The organism is Cryomorpha ignava (assembly GCF_010686655.1).
GTDB lineage: Bacteria > Bacteroidota > Bacteroidia > Flavobacteriales_D > Cryomorphaceae > Cryomorpha > Cryomorpha ignava.
This window is the reverse complement of record NZ_JAAGVY010000058.1, coordinates 1-21359: the sequence shown is the minus strand read 5'-3', so window position 1 is coordinate 21359 and position 21359 is coordinate 1. Positions and strand designations below refer to the sequence as shown.

The 21359-nt window shown below is 45.0% G+C and carries 6 protein-coding genes; 4 read left to right on the top strand and 2 right to left on the bottom strand.

Features of this window, described 5'->3' with window-relative positions:
* The first annotated feature begins 362 nt into the window (after window positions 1-362).
* Complete coding sequence (locus tag G3O08_RS18700; RefSeq protein ID WP_163286778.1) at window positions 363-860, top strand: antitoxin Xre/MbcA/ParS toxin-binding domain-containing protein; 498 nt, start codon at window positions 363-365, stop codon at window positions 858-860.
* On the top strand, window positions 860-1330 hold the full coding sequence (locus G3O08_RS18695) for an RES family NAD+ phosphorylase (protein WP_163286779.1): 471 nt from the start codon (window positions 860-862) through the stop codon (window positions 1328-1330). The genes G3O08_RS18700 and G3O08_RS18695 overlap by 1 nt, the downstream gene beginning before the upstream one ends.
* Window positions 1331-1639: 309 nt before the next feature.
* Here G3O08_RS18695 and G3O08_RS18690 read toward each other — a convergent pair whose 3' ends face one another.
* Both G3O08_RS18690 and G3O08_RS18685 read right to left on the bottom strand, forming a co-directional pair.
* The gene (locus G3O08_RS18690; protein ID WP_163286780.1) at window positions 1640-4276 is read right to left on the bottom strand and encodes a tail fiber domain-containing protein; all 2637 of its coding nucleotides are present in this window, start codon (window positions 4274-4276) and stop codon (window positions 1640-1642) included.
* A 93-nt stretch (window positions 4277-4369) separates the two neighbouring features.
* Window positions 4370-4894: a T9SS type A sorting domain-containing protein gene (locus tag G3O08_RS18685; RefSeq protein WP_163286781.1), complete on the bottom strand. Its 525-nt coding sequence runs from the start codon at window positions 4892-4894 to the stop codon at window positions 4370-4372.
* A gap of 626 nt (window positions 4895-5520) precedes the next feature.
* On the opposite strand from G3O08_RS18685, the gene G3O08_RS18680 reads away from it, so the two are divergent.
* A complete protein-coding gene (locus tag G3O08_RS18680; protein WP_163286782.1) occupies window positions 5521-19554 on the top strand; it encodes a CARDB domain-containing protein in 14034 nt (4677 codons plus the stop codon).
* Window positions 19555-20530: 976 nt separating this feature from the next.
* On the top strand, window positions 20531-21359 hold an 829-nt coding region (locus G3O08_RS18675), incomplete at its 3' end, for a GEVED domain-containing protein (protein WP_239541333.1).

Genomic DNA, 21359 nt, shown 5'->3' with positions numbered 1-21359 from the left:
GTTAGCATGTTAACCACCGACCCTGTAAGGGTCGCATGTTTGTAGCAGTAAAGGTTCGTAGTCTGCCATGGTGTTGGCGGCATTTTTGATGATTCATTACCCACCGGAAACAGCATTCAAAACGTAATTTACCTTGGAATGAAAACATGTTCTTACCGGGATTCAAAAATGATGACAACACCAACCCCGTTAAATAGAATGGCGCGTGTAAAGGCGCGATGCTTCGCGCCTCTAATACGCTCATTCATTTTTCAACATCAAAAAGAAAAACGGTACAAATCCACAAATCAGCACATATAAATATTCCCCTATTAAATCATATTGTTGTATATTTACGTACGTCAAATTGTAAAAATACAATCATGAGCACAAAGCCAACATCAAAACGATTGTCTAAAAGTACACGGGCAACTACGGTTGCAGCTTCTATAAACACCCCCACTCGTTCAACCAAATTTTCACCCACATGGGTTGTTGGTAACGCCAAATATTCTCCTGATTTTAAACTTGAGATCATTAAACGCATTCGGATTGGTGTAAAGAAAACGGATTGGAAAGCCTTGATTCGTAATATTGGAGCAACCGAAAAGGAATTTGAAAACATCTTACCGACATCAATAAGTAGTATGCAACAGAAAACGGTGTATGGCAAGGAAACTTCAGAGCGAATCTACGAATTGGCAAGATTGTTTGGCTTGGGATATGATGTATTTGATACCAAGGATGATTTTAAGAATTGGTTAATGACCCCGTCAAGATCTCTTGGCAATAAAAAGCCATTTGATTTATTGGATAGTAGTCTTGGATTTGAAATGGTAGAAAGCGAGATCGTTAGGATCCGGTATAATGTCTATAGCTAATGATCGTTTATAGAATTGCTAACGCCAGGTATAAGGACAAGACTCTTTCGGGAATTGGTGCTGAAAAAGTTGGTGGACGTTGGAATGAAGTTGGCACAAGAGCAGTATATTGCTCCGAGAATATCTCTTTGGCACTACTCGAATATTACGTGCATTCCGGCAACATTGCTTATTTACCCAAAGAAATTTTAGTTGCCAAAATTGAATTTCCTGATCAATTTTTAATTTCCGATTTGAATAATCTTCCCGATAAATGGAATCACTACCCTTACTCTTCCACAACAACTTCAATCTTCACCAACTTAGCCAAAGATAGAAATCTATTTGCGCTGCGCGTTCCTTCGACAATTGTAAATTTGGAATCGAATATCATTCTGAATCCCTTATACAAAGATTTTGGAAAAGTTGAAATCGTTGAGTTTATTCAACTAGCTATTAATGAAAGATTAAAAAAGAATAAACGCGGTTAAATTTCCACCATACTCTTCAATCTGAATGAAATCTCGTAAGCCAGCGTCAAGATCGAAATTCCTAATTAAAAGTTCACAATTCGTAATTAATCCTTCGTAATTCACAATTCACAATTCAAAATTCAAAATTCAAAATTCAAAATTCAAAATTCAAAGCCACCCCTCGTAATTCAAAATTCACAATTCAAAATTCAAAATTCAAAGCCACCCCTCGCAATTCAAAATTCACAATTCACAATTCAAAATTCAAAGCCACCCCTCGTAATTCAAAATTCAAAATTCAAAATTCAAAATTCACCCCCCCCAACCCTACTCTTCCAGTTTCTCAACCCGCTCTCCAATTTTAAAAATCAACTCCTTCAGCGCTTCAATTTCCACAGCTTGATTTTCAATAATCACCTGCTGCTCCTGAATAGCCTTGATTGCCACTGCACTCATGCCTGCATAATTTACGGTGTAAAACATTTCCCGCTCACTATCTGGCTCAGGAGCTGTTACAAACTCCGGAAATTGTTTTTCCAGTTCCTGGGCTATATAACCGATCTGAGGCGCTTTTGCCGGGTCTCGTTTAAAATCATAATTTACAATTTGAACCTCTTTCACCTTATTGAGCAAGTTGCCAACGGGTTGAATATTTTCCTTTAGGCTTCTATCTGAAGTAGCCGAATAAGCGCCTGTTGCCGAGTTGAAATTACCGATCAGCGAGCCATTGTAATATAGTCTCAACTGGGTATCTGTAGCCCAATAACTGTAACGATTCGTACCTGTAGCCATCAAAGTTAGATTATCTGATGCCCCGGGTCCATCCACAATTAATCCTCCATAACTCACACCGCTACCAACCGAAGGATCGAAATTAATTCCCACCTTACCATGACCCGCCACCTGTAGAATATTGGTAGCCACGAAATCCGTTGAGCCGTAAGCGATATTAAAAAGCGAGCTCTGTGCCGTCGTATTAGATCCACCTGCAATGATCCATTGACCCGCATTGGCATTTTTAAAGCTGATTCGGCTAAGACCACTGCTATAATCTCTTAAAGTAAGTTGAGGAAACCATACACCACTATTTTTCTTAATCTCTAATCCACCCTCAAAGTAACCGTTACCCTTAACATGAAGTCTTTCCGATGGTGCTGAGGTACCAATGCCTACATTTGTTGGTGACAATGAATCACCTCCTACACTTCCAAGAATCAAAGAATTGCTTTGAGACACAACAGCAAATGCTCCAATAGCAGTAGCATTCATTAAACTTCCTGAGGTCACCGTGGCACCGTAACCCACCGCTGTATTATTACTACCTGTAGTAAGTCCTGTCAATGCGCTGCTTCCAATAGCCACATTCTTGGTTCCGGATGTAACTTGACCCATTGATCCTTTTCCAAATGCCGTATTATCCAATTTTATAAACCCCACATCCTGATTATTCTGCTTAAAGCGCAACGACTGATTATTAGTGGTGCCAATAAAATTGCTGCTGCTTACTGAATTGCCTGACAAACCCCAACCGCTGGTCGAGGTGATGGTTGTTGGCGCCCAACTTGACCCATTAAAATATAAATACTGACCTTGAGTAGCTCCCATATTATTGAGCTTGGCTGCCGTAACAGCACCGTTCACAATTTTAGCTGAGGTAACTTTGTTGTTGCCAATTGTGGGATTGGGATAAGTTCCCGTAAGATCGCCACCGGCCGAAACCCCATTGATAGTTCCGGCAGGCCCTACCGGACCTGTAGCACCGGTAGCACCCTGCGGCCCTACGGCACCGGTCGAACCTGTATTCCCCTGAGGCCCCATTGGTCCGGTAGCACCTTGCGGACCGGCAGGACCCGTTGCGCCCGTTGCACCTTGCGGACCCGTAGCAGCGGCAGTAGGCGCCCAACTTGACCCATTATAGGATAATACCTGACCTTGTGTAGCACCCATTGAACTAATTTTGGTTCCCGTTACTGCTCCATTCAAAATTTTAGTAGTCGTAACTTTATTGCTTCCAATTGTGGGATTGGGATAAGTTCCCGAAAGATCGCCACCTGCCGAACCTGTCGCACCTGTCGCAGCAGAAGTAGGCGCCCAAGTCGATCCATTATAGGATAATACCTGACCTTGTGTAGCACCCATTGAACTAATTTTGGTTCCCGTTACTGCTCCATTCAAAATTTTAGTAGTCGTAACTTTATTGCTTCCAATGCTGGGATTGGGATAGGTGCCCGAAAGATCGCCACCTGCCGAAACCCCATTTATAGTTCCGGCAGGCCCTACCGGACCTGTTGCTCCTGTAGCACCTGTAGCACCCTGAGGACCCATTGCACCGGTAGCTCCCTGCGGCCCCGTATTTCCCTGCGGCCCAATAGCACCCGTGGCACCCGTAGCTCCCTGCGGACCAGCCGGGCCCATAGCGCCTGTAGCACCTTGAGAACCTGTAGCACCCTGCGGACCCGTATTTCCCTGCGGCCCAATAGCACCCGTCGAACCTGTCGCACCCTGAGGACCCGTCGCTCCCTGCGAACCGGGCGGGCCGGGCGGGCCTTGAGGACCTGCCACCCCTGTAGCGCTTTCCACTGCATACAAGGCATAAGGCACACTTAGTAGCTCTGTTGTACCCAAATCGCTGTAATTGCTCCCACCATCCGGGTCAATCTCTACTTTTATAGATTTGTTTCCAGCACTCCAGGTCACATCACTCATGCTCCCTTCTACCGGCGTTCCGCCACCAATGGCAAGCGTGTATAGACCAAACGAATTGGTGGTAATAGTATGTGTTTCAATATATTCAGCGTTGTCGCCGTCAAGAATACTTATCTGCAACCCCAACTGCTCATTTGCCAATGGGGCACCTGCACTATTACGGGCTACACCCTGATAGTTAAATTTCTCCGGAGCCTGACCGCTTAGGTTTAATGCCAGCAAAATACTGGTGAGTACAAGAATGATTTGGATTTTCATGATTTTGGTTGTTTGAGAGGATTTCCGATAAATGGATTATAATTCTGTTTAGAGTTTTAAGTTTTGGCGGGCACAGCCCGGTCATTACAGCACTTAGTTCATTTTCACTAATTTGAAGTTCCGGTAAAAAGATTCAGCTCCCGTTTCAAAAACTGCTTTAAGCACGTAGCTGCCCGCTGCCAGATGTACCAGCGAAAAACGAGTGGATTCTTTCCCGCCAATCGCAGCTACAGCTTTTTGCTCCACCAATTTCCCGGAAAGATCATAAATCAGCAATTGCAGCGATCCACCCGAAGGCAAATTCATCTCCACATTCACCACATCGTCAACCGGATTTGGATACACCTTTATTTGGCTGTCGGCCAATTCACGGTCAGTAATTCCTGTCCCGATATCGCCCGGCTGCAACACCCCCTGGGTAACGATGATATTAGGGGCAGTCGCCGTATGAACAAGCGTCATTTCGCCAATAGAATATTCAAAGACCTGCCCTGAAATGACATTGCTCCCACCGGCAACATTCAGCGTAGCGGGCACATATGTTTGGCCGAATGCTGACATGACCGACGCACCCAAACAAAGAAGAACCACAGATATAATTGCAAAGCTTTTTTTCATAATACCAGAGATTTTACCCGTGCACCACCAACAGTACAAAAGGCATATTTTCAGATAAATGTACTATTATCATCGACCAGTTTATCATTATACCCACTAAATGACTATTTTATAGTTACCCAAATTATTATCCCGACGTGAATTAATTATCCGCTTCATTGAATCCCCGGTATGGAGCACAATTCAAAAAAGCCACCCAGTGCACACAATGGCTCACATCCGACCATGGAACATAGTGGCTTTGATCATCACTACAACCAGTATCAGCACATCAATCTCTCCACCAAACTCTCCCATCAGCAAATCAGTACATCAGCACATCAGCAAATCAGCACATCAATCTCCCCACAAAATTCTCCCATCAGCACATTTCGACTCCCATCAACTTAGTGAAACGCTCTCAGGTGGTCATTGAGCGCAGTCGAAATGCAGCGAAGCAAGTAATGCATCGCATCAGCACATCAGCACATCAATCTCTCCCATCCGCACATTATCTAACTACAATTCGCTATACAAAAAATCACGACCAAACATAAAATTATCCCGACTAATAAATAATTTTGCCCATTGAATATTATTTCTTGAAAATAATTATATACTTTTACTTTAACCAATCTATCCTACCAATGAAATACCTCTACTCACTCCTGGCATTGTGCATCGGGTTCAACATCAATGCACAAAATCTTAAGCCCGCAACCTTCTCGACAAATGGTGTCGTTTATGATCTCGATCACGACGGAGATAACCTCTATATAGGAGGATCCTTCTCTCAAATCGGTTTCGAAACAAACTACTTTACAATATTCCCGGAAGGGGAAGACAGACCCGAATTTGATCTTCTACAACCAAACAGTACCATAGAAGTTTCTATCTCTGACGGAAACGGTGGTTGGTATATAGGCGGCTCATTCTCGCAAATAAACGGACAGCCGGCTTTGAGAATTGCTCATATTCTAAATAACAATACCCTCGATCCCGACTTTAACCTAACCCTTAACAATGCGGTGCTCGCACTTACACTTATCGGAGACGATCTATACGTGGGGGGCTATTTTACCAATGCCAATTCGATAGACGTAAACCGACTCATTCGCGTAAATAAAAATACCGGAGCTATTGACAATTCATGGCTTCCCGGAATACTTAATGGAACCGTTGAAACAGTATTTGCCTCAGGAGATCTGGTGCACGTTGGCGGATCATTTAATAATATAGCCGGATCTGGCGATCAGCAATACTACGCCCAGTTTGATATCAATACTGCACTTCCCGTTACGTCCTTTTCGGTAAATAGCACTGTATCTGATATGGTAGCCGACGGAAACAACCTATACCTATCCGGATCGTTTAACCAAGCCGGTTCTTACAAATCTCACCTGCTTTCATTTGATGAAGATGACATCTTTCCCGATCAGAATTTCCCCGATGCCAACTCTACAATAGAAGTAATAGAACCCGATGGAAACGGGGGGTATTACGTGGGCGGGTCGTTCACCCAAATTAATGGCCAAGCCCAAAGCCGATTGACCCATATCCTTTCCGACGGTACCGTTGATAACGACTTTGCAGTAACCATAAACTCTACTGTACACACCATTGCCCTCATTGGTGCCACAGAACTATATATAGGAGGGTCTTTTACTCAGGTAAATGGCGAAAGTGTAACCCGTGTAGCACGCCTAAACCCCACTACCGGCGCCTTGGACAACACCTGGCTGCCCGCCCTGAATAGCACTGTTAATGCCATTGCCGTAACCGGCAACACCGTACACCTTGGCGGATCATTCTCTGTAGTAAACGGTTTTTCAAATACCCAGTATTATGCAGCCATCGATAAAATTACCGCCGAAACAATTCAAACAGAATCGCCCAACTCCACTGTCAATGATTTTGAAATAGATGGAAACAATCTATTCATGGCCGGTAGCTTTAGCAATTCAGGCTACAACCAGCCATACATGCAATTGCTCGCTCCCGACAATGATATTCCACAATATGATTTCCCAACATCCAACAGCACTATACACAGCGCAATACCCGACGGAAACGGCGGATGGTATATAGCAGGATCTTTTACCAATGTGGGCGGAGTATCGGCTCAAAGGGTTGCACATATTCTTGCCGACAACTCGGTAGATCCCACCTTTGTATTTAGCGCTAACTCTACGGTAAATGCACTCCACATAGATGGAAACAACCTATACATTGGCGGAAGCTTTACCACCATAAATAGCGAAACGGCTAACCGGATAGCCCGTATTAACAAAACTACAGGAGCGCTCGATAATTCGTGGTCGGCAAATCCCAACTCAACAGTAAATGCCGTTAGAACTACATCCGATAAAGTACTTATTGGTGGGAGCTTCTCAGAAGTAAACGGCAATAACAATGTCCGCTATTTTGCTGCACTAAACAAAACAGACGGTCAACCGCTTCAATCTCTTTCGCCTAATTCTACTGTTAACACCATCGAAACAGACGGAAACACAGCATACGTTGGCGGGTCATTTTCATCATTTGGATACGAAACGAGTTACCTGGCGCGCTTTGAGGCTGGAAGCAATATTCCCGACTTTGTAGACTCCGACCCAAACTCTACCGTTAACGAAATAATCAGCGACGGATCAGGCGGATATTACATTGCCGGGTCTTTCTCTTCTATTGACGGAACAACAGCCAGCCGCGTTGCCCACTACCTGGCCGATGGTACGGTAGATCCCGGTTTTGCAACCGTGAATATTAACTCAACAGTAGAAACCCTGGCGCTAAACGGGTCTGACCTATACTTGGGTGGCTCATTTACGACTATAAATGGTGTGGCGATTGCCCGTCTGGCAAAACTAAACGCAAGTACAGGCGTTGCCGACGAAACTTTTGCGCCCAGCATCAACTCTACAGTAAATTCAATAAAAATAGCCGGGGGGCTTATTTATTTCTCCGGTTCATTTACCGAAGTAAACGCCACAACGCGAAACCGCCTTGCAGCTATGAATCCGGCAGGAGTGCTACAAGCGTGGAATCCCGACGCCAACTCAACAGTACATGATTTGGAAACTGACGGCACAACAATTTTTGCCGGAGGTTCCTTTTCTACCATCGGTGGCCTTACGGCAAACAGGCTCGCTGGCATAAACGCAACAACCGGAGCCATTACCACTTTTAACCCATCGGTAAACAGCACTGTAAACGACTTGCTGATCTCCGGATCTACGCTATACATTGGCGGAAGCTTTACACAAATAGACGGTACAGCCAGAACACGCTTTGCTTCCCTAAATATAAATACCGGAGCGCTTAACGCACTTACAATTGATGCAAACAGCACCGTAGAGGCAATCGCCTTAAACGGCAGCGGAATTATTGCCATCGGCGGTTCGTTTACACAGGTGAATGGCGAAGACCGCCTGCGCTTTGCAGAGGTAAATATTGCCACAGGAAATGGCACCGGAAGAAACATAAATTTTAACAGCACAATACATGCCCTGCATTATCTCGGTACGGATTTGATTGCTGGAGGTAGCTTTTCTATTGTCAACGAAATTGTAGCTCAAAGGCTGGCATCCTATAATAACACCGACCTCACTGATCCACCCACAAGTATTGCCAACGTAAATTCTACCGTCCATGATATCCTTATCGACAACGGTGTACTCTACTTCTCGGGTAGCTTTACATCTGTAAACAGCACCTCAAGGCAGCGCGTTGCTGCAGTAAATATTTCTGACGGAGCACTCACCTCGCTTAACCCGTCGGTAAACTCAACAGTAAACACAATGTCGCTGGACGGGAACACACTATACCTGGGTGGCTCATTTAGTGAAATTAATACCATATCACGGTCGCGTGCCGCCGCGCTTAGCGTAACCACCGGAGCACTAACCGATTGGAACCCCGCACCGAACTCAACTATAGAAACGATTGCCATAAACGGTTCTGATATTTTGATTGGCGGAAGCTTCTCCTGGTCACATTATAAAGACAACCGCTACATCGCCGTTCGCCAACTCGATTTGCCCGAATTAGACCAACTTACTGATGGCAATATCAATTCAACCGTAAATGTATTGCACAAAAATGGCACTACCCTTTACGCTGGCGGCAGCTTTACCACCTTCGACGGGGAGAGTAGAGCGCGATTTGCAGAATTTGATCTGAATACCAATGCTGTTACCAATCTCAGCATTTCTGCAAATTCAACCATCAATGCCATAGACATTTATGACAACAAACTCTACCTTGGCGGATCATTTACACTAATAAACGGAACCGACAGATCGAGAATTGTATCCTACAATCTCACAACAGATGTGCTGGAAGATTTTAATCCGGGGGTGAATTCTACCGTAAATGATATAGAAGTTAACAGCGACAGAATACTTATTGGCGGAAGCTTTAGCGCCTCAAATGTACTCAGCAGCTCTTACGTAATGGGCGTTGATCTCACCACCGGATTGCCAAACATCTTCTTTTCAGGCATCAACAGCACCGTTGAAGCCTTGGTTGTACAAGGCGATAATCTGTACTTAGGTGGCTATTTCAGTCAGGTGGGAGGCGAAACGCGCCAAAGATTTGCCTCTATCAATAAAACTACAGGAGCGCTTAACCCGCTTACCCATAACTTTAACAATGCCATATTCGACCTTGACATTGTCGGTGACGGACTCTACGCCGTTGGAATTTTTACTGCCGTTAATGGCGAACCGCGCTTGCGAGGTGCGTCTATAAACCTATTAGACGGATCGCTAAATGCCTTTAACCCGGGATTTAACAGCACTGTAAATTCAATAGCAGGCGATGGATCAAACATCTCATTCGGAGGAAGCTTTACCCGAACACAAACTCTTTCACGGCAAAACTTTGCAGCCATTTCACTGGCAACAAACGAACCCCTTGCCGATTTTAATGCCAATGTAAATTCCACTGTATTTTCCGTAGACGCTTCGACAGACGCTGTTTATATAGGTGGCTTCTTCAACCAGGTAAGCGGAGAATCGCGCAACCGCATAGCATCCTTCTCTACCGCCACTGGAAGCCTTACCACATTTAATCCAAACATTACGGGCAGCTATGTGAGCGCTATAGAAACCAATGGAGACAATGTCTATTTTTCTGGTTCTTTTTCAGCTGTGTCTGGATCAGCACGCGGTAATTTTGGAGCTTGGAATGCATTAACAAATAGCATCCTGCCACTTGAAGTTACTTCAAACTCAGCGATTGAGGATCTTGAATTGGGTAATGGCCTGCTCTATCTCGGTGGTAGCTTTACCCAACTGCTGGGCGAAACCCGAAACCGAATTGGAGCCGTTGATCTTTCCACCGGATTGCTCACCACCTTTAACCCTTCCGCAAACAGCACAGTGAATACCCTCCAATTTGACGGAAACCTGCTATATGCCGGTGGTTCTTTCTCTACTATAGGCGGACAGGCACGCCTAAGAATCGCTGCGCTCAGTATTGCCGACGGATCAGCTAACAGCTGGGCACCCGCTCTCAACAGCACCGTAGAAGATATAGACATTGATGAAAATTACCTCTTCGCAACTGGAAGCTTTACTACCTTGGATGGAAATACAGCAAATCGGCTTGTACTTATCGACAAAAACTCGGGTGAAAATATTTTTGACTTTGCACCATCTCTAAATTCTACCGGCCAGGGTGTAAAGTATATTGATGAAACCCTATACGTAGGTGGTCAGTTTACAACCATCGGAGAAAACCACAGCCATTCTTATCTCGCCAGCTGGAATATTCCTCCACCGGGCACATCTACCTTTGCCGCTTCCATGGCATCAACTACCGATATAAACGGATTTGACATTGCCTGTAATGGACAATCTACAGGTGAGCTTGAAATCACCGTTTCAGGTGGAACCGCTCCTTACTCTTACACACTTACCAACACTGCCTCGCTAAGCCGCACTGGCGCTATTGCCGGGTCAACAGCCACTGAATCAAATCTTCCCGCAGGAAACTATACCCTAAACGTGGAAGATGATGGAGGTGGAATAGCAGTCGCAAATCTGGCGCTTACCCAACCTACGCCTGCATTTGCAGTTAGCGCTACCATTACCACGCCTGTCATTACAGTTGATGGCAATGAGGCATCTGTCACCCTCAATATTACAGGCGGTGTAGCTCCTTTCAATTATACCTACACTGTAGATGGAGGAAGCGAAACAGCCGGCTCTACAGCTACAAATTCAGCTCTTATCGAAGATCTCAGTGCAGGAAATTATAACTTTGAAATTATCGATGCAAATGGCTGTACTGCCAATGTCAGCAAACAAATAAACAATTACGTGCTCTCTACCGTGGCTCTTACGCTATGGGACAACATTACTTGTAATGGCGACAACGACGGGCGCCTGCGCGTTCAGGTTACCAATGGACTCGCGCCTTACGATTACGTGCTCGACAGCGATGACGATACCTATGATAGAACAGGTAGCATCGGCTCCCAAAATGCGGGCAATATCGAAAACAACCTCGGCCCCGGAACTTACAATGTAACGGTAACAGATTTTTCTGGTGCCGTTTATACCGCCGGCCCGTACGTTCTCGTAGAGCCTGAAGTTTTATCGGCAACGATAGCAGTGGCACAAAACCCATCTGCCCCGGGAGTAAATGATGGATCGTTCACCGTCTCCATTTCGGGAGGTGTGGCAAATTACTCTATGCTTATTTATATGAATGATGGAGCAAGCTTTTATCAAACAGCTACTTCCAGCACGGCTACCATTCTTAACCGCCTTGCCGGCTCTTACTACATCGTTCTCACCGATGCCAATGGATGCCAGATTACCACCAATACAATAGAACTCGTAGCAGGCATTGACCCATGTATCGACCTGGGTGGCGATAGCGATAACGATGGAATTTGCGACGACAACGACCCTTGCCCCCTTCTTGCCAATCTTGAAAATGGCGACGATTGCGGAATAAACGGCACCGTCGTTAATTGCGAATGTGTCGAAGCTTGCAATCTTACATTCTTAAGCCCCGTTACCGCTTGTCAGGCCAATACCGCCGGCGATGATAATTACACTGTTTCTATTCCATATCTCGGTATAGACCCCACTGCCGTCATTACAGTTGGCGGTGGCGCTTGCGCGAACACGACCATTACAGTGGCCGGAAGCAATCCGGCGACAAACAATTCTGGCGCTATTCTGCTTACCGCAAATGAAGGCGATGGCTGCTGGAGCATTACGATTCAAAGCGATTTATGCGCTGTCACCCTTTCGGGAGATGCCCCCTCTTGCAACCCCGGCGTGGACTGTCCCGACCTCGGTCTTAACAACGGCGATGCCTGCGGAATAGGAGGAACGGTCGTTGACTGCCAGTGCCTTCTACCCGATTGTAACGGTGACCTTGGCGGTGGTGTGGCAGATGCCGACAATGACGGCGTTTGCGACGATATAGACAATTGTACCGGCCTTGCCAACAACGGACAGGAAGACCTGGATGGAGATGGTGTTGGCGATGCCTGCGATCCGGATATAGACGGCGATGGAATAGCCAATGCTGCCGATTGCGACCCATTAGACGACAACGTCGGGCTCGCCTCTAACTGGTATATTGACAATGATGACGACGGATACGGAACGGATGATGATATTATAGCATCATGCAACCAACCTGTTGGATACGCCCCTGCTAACGGTGATTGCGACGACAATGATCCCGACGTGAATCCCGGCGATCAGTCACTTACCTTCCTGGGTACTGCCGGCTTTGAAAATGCGTTTATGACGCCCCTTCAGGGAAGCCCCAATACAACCTTCAACTTCGCCATCGTTTATACCGATGCTACAGGTGCAATTCCACCACTGGGATTCCCAAGGGTATTGCTCGACTTTGAAGGCAACGGCCAGTTTAACAATGCCAATGACCGTGCAATTCTGCTTTCACCGGCCGATCAAAACGACATGAATACCACAGACGGAAAAGTCTATGTGGGTTCAATCAATGAATTGCCCTCAGGTTCAAATTGGGAAGCACGCATTCAGGTGCAAACCAGTGGATGCATTACCCAAATCGGCCCATTCGACTATCCGAATGTGCTTATCGAACCAGACCTTGAAATATTTGCCGATGACATTGTGTTCGACAACCCGAATCCCGATGTATCATCGCCACTTCAAATTACTGCTACTATTCGAAATACATCAGACCTACCCGCTGAAAACTTTGTGGTGCATCTGGTAAATCAATACGAACCGGCTACTGTTTATCCCGATCTTACGGTAAGCTATCTGGAAGGACACCAATCTACTAGCGTAGTTTGGAATATCATTACGCCTGCCGAACCGTCATGGAACCCCATGGAAGTATTTGTGGACTATACCAATGTAATCGATGAATCGAATGAGCTCGACAACCGCGCTATGCGACCATTCACAAACGGTGACTACAATGTGCCCGGTGCTATAGTGATCTATCCCGTAATAAGCCCTGCTATTCAGTTCGCTTCGACGAATGCTGCAGTGCACGTATCCGGATACGCTTACTACACTGACACAGCCGTACCACTACAAGATTCAAGTGTGGCCGGAGCAACAGTTTCTATCGTAAACCCAATGACAGGTGGCACAGTGGTGGGAAATACCAACTCTAACGGCTACTTCTCTGTAACGCTCTACGGCGGAAATACCCCCGGCACTTACAGCGCATCAGGAGAAATAACCGACTATACCCTTACAGGCCAGTTTACAGTAAACTGGGAACTGCTTACTCCGCCATGTCTTCCCGATTTGAGAACCGTTGTAACCCTAAGCGACTACCAGATTTTTATTGGAGAGTCAATTGACGGAACGATAACCGTTACCAATATCGGTTGCGCATCTGTCGAAATTCAAACACTGCTCGATGCCACTCAAACCGGAGGCATTCCTTTAATTGGGGATGTTATGGTTCCGCCACTCGATCCTGGCGAATCATTTACCTACAACTTTTCTGACATCCAGTTTAATTCTGCCGGAATTTACACCATTTGCGGTTACGCTGATGCTGACTTTCTGGTAGCAGAGTCGAATGAAAACAACAACCTGGGCTGTAGAAGCGTTTCTGTCGTGCCGCCTCTACCCGATATTACACCGATATCTGGCCCAATAGGAAGCGCATATATTTGCTCAAATCTCCCGTTCCCGTCCTTTACAATCAAGAACATTGGTTATGTGCCAACCGGTGAGTTTGACTATACAGTTAATGTATTTTATCAGGGAGTACTTTCAGAAACCTATACACAGACCATTGCCAACCTCAACGCAGGCCAGGCTACATCGGTATCGGTACCTTACGTTTATGAAAATCTCGGCAGCTATACCTTTACCGTTACCTGCGATATTCCTATGCCGCTGGGTATCGTTACGGAAATTTCGGAAACCAACAACATAGGCAATTACGGTATCAATATTGTTCCGTGTAAACCAGATCTGATTGTGCTTTCCTGCAACCAGCTCGATGTTGACCCGGCCGATCTTGAAATTCCCGGTACTGCAACCTATACAGCACGGGTTAAAAATAACGGAAACGCGATTGCAACAGGGCCGGTTGATTTTGAATTTACAGTGTCAAACGGTGAAGTCTATGCCCTTCAATATGCCAACGATATCGCTCCCGGCGAAACAGTGGTAATGACTACCGAAGCACCTGCGGTAACTTCGGGCACAGCAACTCTAACCGCTTATGTTGATCCCGCCGATCTGATTGATGAGTTTAATGAAAACAACAACTCTGCTACCGACTCGCTCTGCTGGGAATATGCACCGGTACCAAAATGTGGATACAATTTTTGGAATACGACTTATTACGAAAACCAATCCGCCTACATATCTGTCGGCTTGCAAGCCAGATTCCTTTACAAAGCATCTGAAGTAAAAGTGCGCTTTGAAGTGAGCGGCCCTGGAATAAGTGGTACTGCCCTGCTAGGCAATGCCACAGTGGCTAACGTAGAGCAAAACTGCGGATGCCCCTATGTCGCATCACTGCCCACTTCATTTATTTTCAATGAAATTGGTACCTACACCTTCACAATGACTGCCGATCCCGACAATGAATACCCGGAGTGTAATGAAGGCAACAACGTGCTGGTACGAGAAGTGCAGGTAGCAAGCTTCCCCGACATGCGAATCTTATCGCAGTTTATTAACCCAACCCTGCTCAACCCCGAGCCAGGCCAGTCGGTATTCTTTGATATTACCTACGAAAATATAGGCGTATCAAATATAGACGACCAGATGAAATTATCGGTTCTCGTTGATGAAGTACCGTTTAGTATAGTTGATAATGTGCCCGGACTTATTACCGGCCAGAATACAACAATCGCTATTCCGGTGCCCTATTCTACCGACTTGGCAGGAGCACACATCATCAGAGCCATTATAGATTCTGACAATGAAATACAAGAGCTCAATGAATTGAACAATGAAGCCACCAGAGCATTGATAGTTGGCTCTGCCGCCAATCTCTTCTTTGAGGTATTTATCCCTTCAGATTCTTCGCCGATTATTGGTGATGGAATTGATATCGATGCCACCATTGGAAACAATGGAGATATTGATGTGGATGCCGATGTGCTCTTCTCTTACATCTCAAATGCAGGCGATACTGTTCAGATTGGAAACATTCCAATATCGGTTGTCGCCGGAGGCAGTCAGGACATTTCACTTCCGTGGATGGTCTTAGACAACAATACCAACTTGCTTGGCGAAATAGTAAATGCCTCTGAAATTGAATTTGACTATACAGACAATTTTGCATCTGCCCCATTGAGCAATTTCGATGTGTCAATTATAGCTACACCAAGCTGTATTGGTCAGAATTTGGGTAGCCTTGCGGCGAATGCATCTAACGGAACTGCACCTTATACTTACAGCTGGAGCAACGGATATATTGGATCAACACTCCAGGCAGCCGCAGGAACTTACTCGGTAACTGTTACCGACAGCGAAGGACAGGAAGCCAATGCCACTGCAACAATTTCCGAAAATCCGGACTGTGTAGTGCCCGTGTGCAATATTTCTGCTGTAAGCTTTAACATCCCCAATTGCAACCCCGAAACCGGTGTTTACAATACCACCCTCGTTGTTGCCTACCAAAATGCCCCCGATGCAGGATTTATAACTGTAAACGGAACAGACTATGGCATTACAAGTAGCCCGCAGAGCTTTACCGTGCCTATCACATCCGGCGCTGTAATTTATAATGTATCCTTTACCGAAAGTACTGATTGTAGTCTGGTAATTCTCACAGGCTCAACCCTTACTGAATGTGAAACAGATTGTGAAGGAGTATTTGGCGGTGCTGCCCTACCGGGAACTGATTGCCACACCGACGATGGAACTTCAGGAGTCTATAATAACGATTGTAATTGTGTGCCCGAAGCAACTATTACATTGCTTACCCTTGATTGCGGTGGACAGGTTATACAAATTACCGGTGCCCTTGCGGGAGATAATAATGGAGGAACTGCTACTGCCGATACCCGCACGATCTATGGCTTTATGCCCGACAATGGTAACGGAATACCTGTTTACAATGGAACAACCTGGCCTTACGTAATTATAGAAGGCGGTCTGAATATTGACCCTGCCGTTTCTGCTACGCTTACCACAAATGCTGATGGTATGCTGCTCATCAACGGATGGCCTGCCTACCAATATAGCGGCGACGCTTCTGCATCAGACATAAACGGAACCTTTGGCCCATGGAATTACTTCCTGCCAAATGGAGCCCTTAGCCAGGATGCCTGCGAAGTTGTGTTTGACTGTCCTGCGCTTGATGCCAATATCGGCGACAGCTGCGATGATGGAAACCCTGATACTGACAACGACATGATCAATGCTGATTGTGAATGTATCGGAACAACTATCCCGGTATGTCTCGCCGATGGTGGAAGCATTCTATTTGAAGATGGCTCTCAGGACATTACCTTATGTCTTGAAACTGATCTGGATGGAACAGTAGATGTAGCAATTATCAGTCAGCCTACAGAAGATCTTGACGCTGCCTGGGTAGTAACAAATCTAAATGGCGACCTCGTGGCTCTGCCAATGACCCAAGAAGCTCTGGAGGAAATTGACTTCCTGACTTATGGTGAGGATCAAAATCTGATCTGGCTGCTAAGCTTCGATATGGACAATAGCAATGTGCTTGATCTTGCTGCATTATTTGATGCCGGATCTACTGTTAACGCCTCTGAATTAACCGGCTGTTACGACCTTTCTGATTCCTTATTGGTGTTGACTCATTACTGCATCGGAGTTGAATGTCCCGATCTGGATGCCAATGTTGGCGATAGCTGCGACGATGGAAATCCGGAGACTAATAATGACATGATCAATGCAGACTGTGAATGTATGGGAACCATCATATACGACTGTCCCGCCCTAGAAGCCAATATCGGCGACAGCTGCGACGACGGAAATCCCGATACTGACAACGACATGATCAATGCAGACTGTGAATGTATGGGAATCTCTATACCAACATGTCTTGCCGACGGTGGATCAATAGAATTCGAAGACGGCTCTACCTCCATTACCCAATGCCTCGAAACAGACGAATTGGGTCTCGTTACTGTCTCTATTACATCTCCACCATCTGACGCTGTCGAATCGGCATGGGTGGTTACAAACAATATCGGAGACTTCATCGCTCTGCCCTTAACCGAAGAAGCACTCGAAGCAATCGACTTCCACAATTTTGGAGAAGGTGAAAGCTTTATCTGGCTCCTTAGCTTCGATATGGACAGCAGCAATGTATTAGAACTTGGTGAGCTCTTTGAAGGCGGTGAAACAGTAAACGTTTCTAACCTTTCCGGCTGCTACGACCTTTCTAATTCCTTATTGGTCATAGGTCATTACTGTATTGGTTATGACTGCCCGGAACTGGAATCCAATTTTGGCGATGCCTGTGAACTTGCCGATGGATCTATAGGTGCGATCAACACCAACTGTGAGTGTGTTACAGCACCAGATTGCGAAAACTTCACTTATTACCTTGCAGATCATGCTGCTGCCGATGGCATCTCAACTATCTACGGAGTAACTCTGAGCGGTGGTGTAGCTACAATGGTTTACATCGCTACAAGCGACATAGAAGTTCACATTGCATTTAGTGCAACAAACAACTTGATCTATGCTGTAAGCAAGCACGAAAACTCATACCGTACACTCAATCCACTTAGTGGAGTGTGGGGACCAACAGTAATGCTTGGTGCCGATTACGGTGAGATTACTGCTGCAGTAATTGCTCCAAACGGTAAACTATTGTTTGGTAGCCAGAATCAAAATGCAATCTTCTCTGTAAATGTGAGTACAAACGTGGTATCAAGCTACGATACGTATTCTCCGGTTACAGGTGGTGACCTTGCATTTACTTCTGACGGTATGCTTTACATGAGTACACGTAGCGGTAATGGACTTTACGAAGTGTATCCTGCACCGGTTCCAGATGTACTGCTCGGAAATGTTCCGATAAAAGTTACAGGTTTAGCTGCCACAGATGGCGACCAACTTCTCTTGTCAGCACAAGGCTTGATGAGTCTTGAGCTGTACAATTCAAATGGCACAAATGCAGGTTCTTATATGCTTGAGCTTGATGGTGATCCTTATACACTCCGCGACGGCGATTTAGCTTCTGGATGTAATACAGGTACTCCATCAGATGAGTGTGAGAATTACGCTACTTTCTATGTAAACCACGGACCTGATATAGATGGTTCAGACCTATACACAGTTGATTTCGCAGGAGGTAACGCAAACCTAACCTATGTAACCAATGTTGACTTTGAAGCACATATTGGATACAATTCTGCTGATGAGTTGATGTACTTTGTAAACAAAAACGGTAGCATAATCCGAATTTACAATGTAGGTACTGATACTTACCAGGGTGATCTTCCAATCCTTGGAGGCATTGACGAGCTTACAGCTGTAGCTTATAACGCTGCTGACGGACAACTCTATGTTGGAGATGCCAATTCAGATGTTATTGCATCCATTAACCTTACAACCGGTATTGCATCTTACTATGCAAATGCTCCCGTGTTTGGTGGTGATCTAACATTCCTGGATGGTACACTGTTTCTTGCACGACGCTCAGTGAGTGAGCTGTATGAAGTAGTACCTTTCGGCAATGCTATTCTACTTGGAAGCATTCCGGGTGGTGTAAATGGTATGGCTCCTTCGCCAAATGCGGGTAACCTGGTTACTTCAAGTGCAGCACAGAATGCGTTTGTTGAAATCAGCGCTACTGATGGATCTACGATCAGCACTTTCCCTGCTATGTTGGGTGGCAACCCTTTCACCTTTATTAATGGTGACATGGCATCTGGATGTATTGACGGTTTAGAAGAACCAAATCCTGTATCAAATCCATTCCAGAGCGAACTACAAAGTGAACTTACTGCTTTCCCCAACCCTACTTCAGGGCTTTCGCAAGTGGTATTTATTACTGCCGAAACAGGTCGCACACTTGTAGAAGTGTATGACATGAGCGGAAGGAATGTTACTACCTTGTTTAATCAGGAAGCACAACAAGGCCAGGAATACCGTCTCGACTTCAACGGCAGCTACTTGCCAAATGGCATTTATATATATAAAATGACTACAACTAAAGAAACCGTAATCGAGAAGTTTATGATCGCTCGATAGTGCGATCATCCTGATCGAATTGCTTTGAGCACGCGCACTTGCGTTGTAAGCACAAAGGTATTCCCGCATCAGGCAAGCAACTTGAATAAGATTAGCTTATAAGATAACCAATCAGAAACAATCACCAACTAAACCCTTCCAGTCACACGAGACAGGAAGGGTTTTTTTTTGCTAAGGATTACTTCGTCGCACATCCTCCACATAATCAATGAAGCACCTTCCTTGTAAAGCCGTTGCACGCAGCGGCTCCGTAGGCAATGGCTCCATCCTTCGCGAAAAATGCTGTCGCCGCACATGCCTCGCTCCGCAGCATCTGCGCTGCTGTGGAATTTTCCAAAGATTGATTAACATATTGTTATTATTCACCATGCTCCGTTGGGAGTGCGTATATAAGGGTATCCCCCGGGTAACCTTATCTGTGCATCTGTGGCTCCCATTTTCATTCGCCACTGATGTGGTCATTGAGTGGTCATTGAGTGGTCGTTGAGTGGTCTTGAGCGTAGTCGAAATGCGTAGTCGAAATACACAACTTAGCCGATTTCATGACCAGTGGGAGTAGATGAATCTAACTATAAAAGAAAAAGCTTTTCAAATATGAATTATAGGCTTCGCTTTAAAAAAGGTTTGAAATTGACCCTGGAATAATCTGAAATCATAAATCATAAATCAAAAGGATCACTCCGACAACGAAAAGTTAAAAAATTCCAATTAGGCAATATCCATTTTCAAATTAACGTGAGTTGTAAGATATACATGAAGGATTATTTAACTATTTAAAAATCTGAATGATAACATATTAAAAAAATAACTACTTCAAAATAAAAACCGTCTAAGAAAGTTTTTATCCTAAATAAACTTGGCTTGGTCGTATTATTTAGTACTTTTATGGCAAGTTGTGGGTTGTTTTTAGTGCTTATGAAACGCCTTCACTATCTATCCAATAATTAATTAATCAATTAAACCAATCATTATTACTATGAAAAAATCATTTACTGAATTTACCAAAGCGTGTTGCGTCTTGGTTTTTCTAATTCTAACCGCATCTACGGGTGTTAATGCTCAGTATTGCACATCTACGGCAACTGACATTGATGACGCCTGGATGACCAATGTCACATTCGCAGGAATTGACTACGACAGTGAAGCCTCACTTTATTCCGATTTCACTGCTATTTCCGGAACTGTCGTTCCCGGAGCAACCTATACTTTTTCTACAACAGTCTCTTTTGGAGGTTTTAATTATACCGAGAAGGCTGGGCTATGGATCGATTGGAATCAAAATGAAGTTTTTGATCCATCTGAATTTTACACCACTGCAACGTGTAATACTGAAGGTTGTGTACTCACAACGCAAGTAGAAGTTCCTGTGGACGCAGTTCCAGGAGAAACAAGAATGAGAGTTCAATTAAGGTTTGGTACCAATCCTACTTTTACTCCATGTGGATCTTTTCCATATGATGAGGTTGAAGATTATACAATTAATGTTCAATCTGGCGTATGTACTCCTCCAAACTTCACTTATACAGTAGTTAATGACTGTGAAGCTGACAACTACGATGTAACTGCTCTTCTTACCGATTTCGGAACAAGCACTTTTATTACTGTTTACCTAACGCGATCTGATGCTGTACCCGTTAATCCGGTTACACTTATTTTTGCGCTTCAAGGTCAAACTGTTAATATATTAAACAATATTCCTTTCGGTGTTACTGTTTCTGCTTCTATAGAAGGATCAAACCCTATCTGTAACCTCACCAGAAACTTTGCACAAGAAATTTGTCCTGCAGAAAATGACGAACCATGCG